Source organism: Thermoanaerobaculia bacterium (genome assembly GCA_035717485.1).
Classification (GTDB): domain Bacteria; phylum Acidobacteriota; class Thermoanaerobaculia; order UBA5066; family DATFVB01; genus DATFVB01.
Map to the genome: position 1 here is coordinate 1 of DASTIQ010000312.1, position 6,644 is coordinate 6,644.

The window sequence follows — 6,644 nt, forward strand, 5'->3', positions numbered from 1 at the left end:
GGCGATCCTCCTCTTCGGCGCGCGCCGTGACGAAGATCACCGGAGCGTCTCCTTCGGCGCGAACCGCGCGGCAGACGGCGTCCCCGCTCACGCCCGGGAGCATCCGGTCGAGGAGGACGAGATCGGGAGGCTCGCTCCGAAGGACGCGAAGGGCCTCGTCCCCGCGCGTCGCGACGACGACGCGGTACCCCGCGTTCTGCAGGTAGAGGCGCAGGAGTCCCGCGGTCTTCGCGTCGTCTTCCGCGACGAGGATCGTCGCGGGCGTCATGCCCGCCCCTCTTCGAGGAGCCCCCGGTAGAGCTCGACCACGTGGCGCGAAACGATCGTCATCGCGTAATTCTCCTCGACGCGCCGGCGGCCGGCGAGCCCCATGCGGCGTCGGAGGAGGGCGTCGCCGAGCAGCCGGTCGAGCGAGAGCTCCCACTCCTCTGCCGAGCCCGCGAGGAATCCGGTCTCTCCCTCGACCACGATCTCGCGATTCACGCCGACCGGGGATGCGACCGTCGGAAGCCCCGCGGCCATGTACTGGAGCAGCTTGAACCCGCCCTTCCCCCGGGTCCAGTCGTCGTCCTCGAGCGGCATGATGCCGACGTCGCAGTCCGAGAGCGCGGCCGCCTCGCCTTCCTTCGACCAGCGGACGAATTCGACCGGCGCCGGAAAACGCGCGGGCGGCCGCTCGGAGACGACGACGAGGCGGAGCGCCGGATGCCGCGCGGCGAGGCGGGCGAGCGCGCCCGCGACGATCTCGAGGTAGGGCAGATTCCCCGGGAGACCGATCCAGGCGATCCGGAAGCCGCCGCGGGGATCTCCCGCGGGCGGCGGGTACGGCGAGAGATCGATTCCGGTCGGAACCACCTCGACCCGGCGGGCGGCGGCGCGCGCGGCCGCGGCGAGAGTGGCGTTGCCCGCGGTCACGAGATCCGCGACCGCGCAGGTCGCGCGGAACTTCCGGACTCGGCGCGGAGACCGGTCGGGCTCCTCCCCCGGCCGGTCGGGCTTCCCGTAGTAGATCGCGTCGTCGAAGTCGTAGACGATCCGGCGGGCCGCTTGCCGGACGAGATTGCGCTCTCCCGACTCCAGCTTGAATTTCGCGATGACGAGGAGATCGAACGCGCGAAGACGCCGCATCCGTTCCAGCACCCGCAGGAGGTAGCGGCGGCGGGGAAACCGCTCGACCTCGCCGGCGATCCCCGCGCTCGCGAGGGCGGGGAGGTGCGCGGCGAGACGGTGCCGAAACGACGGGGCTTCGGGGTCGTGAACCCAGAAGAGGGCGCGGGACGTCATTCGCGCCGGAACGGCCGCGGTTCGCGCCGGAGAAACGTGAAGACGTTCCGTCCGTATCGCGCGACCCGTTCCGTTCCCCACCCCGGAGGCGGCGAAGGCTCCTCGCCGGCGTCCGTCTGCCAGACGATCGCGCCGTCCTCGGCGGCGACGGCCGCGACTTCGGCGGGCGAAATCGAGGGAGAGCCGTAGGGCGGATCCAGGAAGACCAGATCGAACTGCCGGCCGGCCGCCGCCAGGCGTCGAACGGCGGCGGGCGCGTCGCCGCCGATCACCTCGAGAGGCGCCCCGAGCGTCCGGGCATTCGCTTCGGCCGCGGCGGGATGGCGATCCACGACGGCGGCGGACCCCGCTCCCCGCGAGAGCGCCTCGAGGGCGACGGCCGCCGATCCCGCGTAGAGCTCGAGAACGCGCCATCCCCGCACCCGTTCCCCGAAAATGTCGAAAAGGGCTTCCCGCGCCCGCCCGGAGGTCGGCCGGGACCCGGGCGCGACCGCGAGACGCCGGCTCTTCCAGGCGCCTCCGATGACCCGGAGCGCGCCGGTCACGGAGGGAGGAAGCTCGCGGCCAGCCGGTCGAGCTTGTAGAACTGCGAATACGGCTCGTCGAGGCCCTTCAGCTCCACGACTCCCGCGTGCTCGTCGAACCGGACGATCCGGAATTCGACGCCGTCTCGGCGGCGGAGGATCCGTCCCGGGACGAGCTTGTCCGGCGGAAAGTCGCCGGCGGCCGCCCGCGGCTGCCCGAACGAATCCCTCAGGTCCTGCATCACCGATCGGACCCGTTGCGCTTCGGGAGAGAGCGCGGAGAGGCCGTCGAAAGAGATCGTCCAGGCGTGCCCGTCGGCCTTCGTCACGGTGATCACCGAATGGGGAAGCTCGTCGCCGCTCATTCCGCTTTCGAACGTCCCCGAGGCGTCCTCCACTCCGGGCGCCCGGAAAACGGCGACGTACGACTGGAGCTCCGCGGGAGCGAGCTTGCGCTTCTTCATCTCGGTCTTTCCGTCGGCCGTCGACTTCCGCACGAGCACGCCGTCGGAGAAGAGCGTCACGCGTTGCATCGCGGAGCCCGTGCGGACGACCCATTCGGCGACGTAGGTCGGGCCTCCTTCCGCGGGCGGCGCGACGCGGGCGTCGGCGGTCTCGGTCGTCGTGGTTTCGACGACGGGAGCCGGGCCGTCCGCCGCGGCGAGGGCCGCCGCCATCCCCGCGGCCGCGGCGGCGAGAAGGACCCGCTTCACTCCGCCTCCCGCAGCGCGAACGCGAGCTCGTCGGCGGGGCGGATGCGCCCGTCGACGCGCGCCCGCCACGTCCGCTCCAGCGCGCGGCCGATCGCGGGCCCGGGGGCCATTCCGGAACGCTTGAGGTCCTCCCCCCGGATCGCGAGACGGACCCGGGAAGCCTTCCTTCGGGCGCTCCGGAAACGGGCGGCCTGCCGCGGCCCGAGCGCGCTTTCGAGCGCGAGCGCTTCCGCTTCCCCGAGTCCTCGCGCGAACGCCGCGATTTCCGATTCGGCCGAGCCCCCGGAAAGGCGGGTCTTCAGGTCGGCGAGATCGGCGGCCGCCCGCACGTAAATGCTCCCGGCTTCTCCCGCGAGCCCCAGCCGAACCGCGACGCGCCGGCGGTCCTCGCCCGGAAGGTCGAGCCCCCACGCGAGCAGCGCCGCCAGGAAGCGCGTCTCATCGGAAGCGCCGCGCGAGATTTCCTCGAGGCGCCGGAGCCGCCGTCGGGCCGCCGCCGTCGCGGCCAGCCCCGGATCGATCGCCCGATCGAGACCCAGCCGGGCGAGACCGGAAGCGGCGCGGGCGGGGGGCTGCTCCGAAAAGAGCAGCTTCAGCTCCCGGCGCAGGCGGTCCCCGCTCACGGCGGAGAACGATCCGGCGGAGATCGCCTCGGCGATCCACCGGCGCGTTTCGGCGCCGATGCGAAAGCCGAAGCGGAGCGCGAACCGGACGGCCCGGCAGGCGCGCGTGGGATCGTCGTGCGGGGAGCGCGCGTGGAGCATCCGGACGACGCCGCGCCGCAGGTCCTCGCGCCCTCCGTGAGGATCGAGAACCGCCCCCCGAGCGGGTCCGGTGAGCGGGATCGCCATCGCGTTGACGGTGAAATCCCGCCGCCGCAGGTCCTCCTCGATCCCGGCGGGAAAGACCTCCGGCAGCGCGCCCGGGTGCGGATAGCGTTCTCCCCGGGTCGAGGAAAAATCGACGCGCCGCGCGCGAGGTCCGCCGCCGATCCGGGCCGAGGCGGTGCCGAACGCGTCGGAGGATTCGATCGCGATACCCCGGGCGCGTCCCCACGCGCGGGCGAAGGCGATCGCGTCCCCTTCGATCGCCACGTCGAGATCGCGGGGGCGGCGGCGGCGCAGCCGGTCGCGCACCGTTCCGCCGACGAGGAACGCGGCCGTCCCCTCCCGCTCCGCGAGCGCGCGAATCGAAGTCTCGGCCGCCCGGAGCGGGTCAGTCGTAGACATACCGGACCGCCCGGTCGCCCGCCAGCAGCCGGATCTCCTCGGTCAGCATCGGCGAGGGAGCCACCGACAGCGTCCCGTTCGTCTTCACGGTCGCCTCGAACTCGCCCGGCCGCACGAGGCGAAGCGAGACCGGAACGGGGCCCGGGTGTGCGCGGAGCTTTTCGTGAACGCGCGAGAGCACGTTCTCGTCGGCGAGGGTGAGGTCGAGCCGGATCTCCAGGGCGCGGGCGCGCCGGTCCTTCAGCCCCGCGAGCGGAGCGATCTCCTGGGCGTTCAGCTCGATCGACCCGCCCCCCTCCCGCACGATGGCGGAGAGGAGCACCGGCCGGTCGTCCTCGAGGAGGTTCCCCGATCTCTCGAAGAGCGCCGAGAAGACCGCGACCGGCACCGTTCCGGTCGTGTCCTCGAGGAGGAATTTCGCCATGAACTTCCCCGCGTTGACGCCCTTCTTGATCTTCTGCTTCTTCAGCCCGGTGATCACGCCCGCGACCTTGACGGACTTGTCGGTCCAGTCCGCGAGCCGCTCCACCTTCGCCTCGGCGAACCGCTCGACCTCTTCGGAGAACTTCGCGAGCGGGTGTCCGGTGACGTAGAAACCGAGAGATTCCTTCTCCCGGGAGAGGAGCTCTTCGAGGGCGTAGGGCGCTCCTTCCGGAAACGCGTCGGCGGGCGGACCGGCCTCGACGGCTCCCCCGAACAGGTCCGACTGGCCGCTCTCCCGGTCGAGCCGCTGGCGGGCGGCGCTCGCGGAGACGTCCTCGTAGGCCTCCACGAGCGAACGTCGGTTCCGGCCGAGCCCGTCGAACGCGCCGGCGTGGACGAGCGCCTCGACCGCCCGGCGATTGACGAGCTTCGAGTCGACGCGCATCAGGAAGTCGGTGAAGGACGCGAACGGGCGCAGGCGTCGTTCGTCGAGAATCGCCTGCGCGGCGGAATCGCCGACCCCCCGGACGGCGGCCAGGCCGAATCGGATCGCGTCGCCCGTGGCGGCGAAGGTGCGCTCCGACTCGTTGATGTGGGGCGGGCGGACCGGAACACCGGCGATCGCGCACTCTCCCATCACCCGGACGATCTCGTCGGTCGACCCGATCGAGGACGTGAGGCACGCCGCCATGAAATGGACGGGCCAGTGCGCCTTCAGATACGCCGTCTGGTAGGCGAGCAGCGCGTAGGCGACGGCATGCGATTTGTTGAAGCCGTAGCGGGCGAAGGGCTCGATGAGCGACCAGATCTCCTCCGCCTTCTTCTTCGGGGTCTTCGCCTCGACGGCCCGGCGGATGAACTTCTCCGCCTCGGCCTGCATGACCTCCTTCTTCTTCTTCCCGATCGCCTTCCGGAGGAGGTCCGCCTCCGCGAGGGAAAACCCGGCGACGCGCTGGGCGATCAGCATCACCTGCTCCTGGTAGACGAGGATGCCGAGCGTGTCCTCCAGGATGTCCTTCAGCTCCGGCAGCGGGTACGTGATCTTCGCGGTCCCGTTGCGCCGCCGCACGTAGTCCTCGACGGTTCCCGCGTCGAGGGCGCCGGGACGGTAGAGGGCGTTCAACGCGGCGAGATCGGAAAACACCGCGGGCCGGGCGCGCCGCAGGAGGTCCCGCATTCCCGAGGAGTCGAACTGGAAGACGCAGCCGGTCTTCCCCTCCCGGAACAGCTCGTACGTCTTCACGTCGTCGAGCGGCAGGTGCTCGAGGTCGATTTCGACTCCTTCCGACTTCCGCACCGACGCGACCGTTTCGATGAGGATGTCGAGCGTGATCAGCCCCAGGAAGTCGATTTTCAGGAGGCCCATCTTCTCGATCACGGTCATGTCGAACTGCGTCGTGATCTGGTCGTCGGCGGTCCGGTAGAGAGGCAGCTATTCCGTGATCGGACGGGGCGCGATGACGACGCCCGCGGCGTGCATCCCGGCGTGGCGGGAAAGGCCTTCGAGCCGCGCCGCGATCTGGACGACCTTCTTCGCGCTCTCGTCGGTCTTGACCAGCGCCTTCAGGTCGTTCGAGTCCTTCATCGCGGAGTCGAAGGTGACGTCGGGGCCGACGGGGATCGCCTTCGAGATCTTGTCGCCGAGCGAGACCGGGAAGCCGAGCACGCGGGTCACGTCGCGCACGGCCGCTTTCGGCTTCAGCTGCGAGAACGTCACGATCTGCGCGACGTTCTCGCGCCCGTACTTCGCGGTCACGTACTCGATGACCTCCCCGCGGCGCGCCTGGCAGAAATCGATGTCGATGTCCGGCATCGAGATCCGCTGCGGGTTCAGGAAGCGTTCGAAGAGCAGGTCGTAGCGGAGCGGATCGATCTCCGTGATGCGCAACGACCACGAGACGATCGAACCGGCGGCGCTCCCGCGCCCGGGTCCCACGGCGACGCCCGTTTCCCGTGCGTGCCGGATGAAATCGGAGACGATGAGGAAGTAGGAGGGGAATCCCATCTTCTCGATGACGTCCATCTCGTAGTCGAGGCGCGCGCGATACGCCTCGGGGGCCCGCTTGATCGCGCCCGACGCGAAATGCGGCGCCATCTCCGACAGCCGCCGGTCGAGCCCTTCCCGGGCGAGATCGCGGAAGTACTCGGCCGCCGTGCGGCCGGGCGGCGCCTCGAAGCGCGGGAGGAGGAGGCCCTCGGACTTGAGCTCCACCGAACAGCGGGCCGCGACGGCGCCGGCGTTGGTCACCGCCTCGGCGCTCCACGCGGCGAACCTCTCCTTCATTTCGTCGCCGTCCTTGACGTAGAACTCGTCGTTGTAGAAGCGCATCCGGCGCTCGTCCTCGAGCGTCTTGCCCATGCCGATGCAGAGCAGCACCTCGTGCGGGAAGGCGTCGTCGCGCCGCAGGTAGTGGCTGTCGTTGGTCGCCACCGCCGGCGCCCCCGTCTCCGAGGAGAGACGGAGGAGCTCC

The 6,644-nt window shown here is 70.8% G+C and carries 5 protein-coding genes and 1 pseudogene; all 6 read right to left on the minus strand.

All coding sequences use genetic code 11. The annotated features are described in order from the left end of the window. Positions 1-268 (minus strand): response regulator (locus VFS34_16225; GenBank protein ID HET9796000.1); only part of this gene is annotated, 268 nt, incomplete at its 3' end. Continuing rightward, entirely contained in the window at positions 265-1,284 is a 1,020-nt protein-coding gene (locus tag VFS34_16230; protein ID HET9796001.1) for a glycosyltransferase family 4 protein, read from the minus strand. The genes VFS34_16230 and VFS34_16225, both read right to left, overlap by 4 nt. Further along, positions 1,281-1,829: an RsmD family RNA methyltransferase gene (locus VFS34_16235; GenBank protein ID HET9796002.1), complete on the minus strand. Its 549-nt coding sequence runs from the start codon at positions 1,827-1,829 to the stop codon at positions 1,281-1,283. The genes VFS34_16230 and VFS34_16235 overlap by 4 nt, the downstream gene beginning before the upstream one ends. Further along, positions 1,826-2,521, minus strand: coding sequence for a hypothetical protein (locus VFS34_16240; GenBank protein HET9796003.1), 696 nt, complete (start codon positions 2,519-2,521; stop codon positions 1,826-1,828). Before VFS34_16240 ends, VFS34_16235 begins: the two co-directional genes overlap by 4 nt. Next, the gene (locus VFS34_16245) at positions 2,518-3,750 is read right to left on the minus strand and encodes a hypothetical protein (GenBank protein ID HET9796004.1); all 1,233 of its coding nucleotides are present in this window, start codon (positions 3,748-3,750) and stop codon (positions 2,518-2,520) included. The genes VFS34_16240 and VFS34_16245 overlap by 4 nt, the downstream gene beginning before the upstream one ends. Further along, positions 3,737-6,604, minus strand: a pseudogene (gene dnaE, locus VFS34_16250) (DNA polymerase III subunit alpha). The gene VFS34_16245 and the pseudogene dnaE overlap by 14 nt, the downstream one beginning before the upstream one ends. Positions 6,605-6,644 lie beyond the last annotated feature (40 nt).

Coding starts and splice junctions, on each gene's coding strand:
- VFS34_16245 (HET9796004.1), bottom strand. CDS start 3,750: ATGTCTACGACTGACCCGCTCCGGGCGGCCGAGACTTCGATTCGCGCG.
- VFS34_16230 (HET9796001.1), bottom strand. CDS start 1,284: ATGACGTCCCGCGCCCTCTTCTGGGTTCACGACCCCGAAGCCCCGTCG.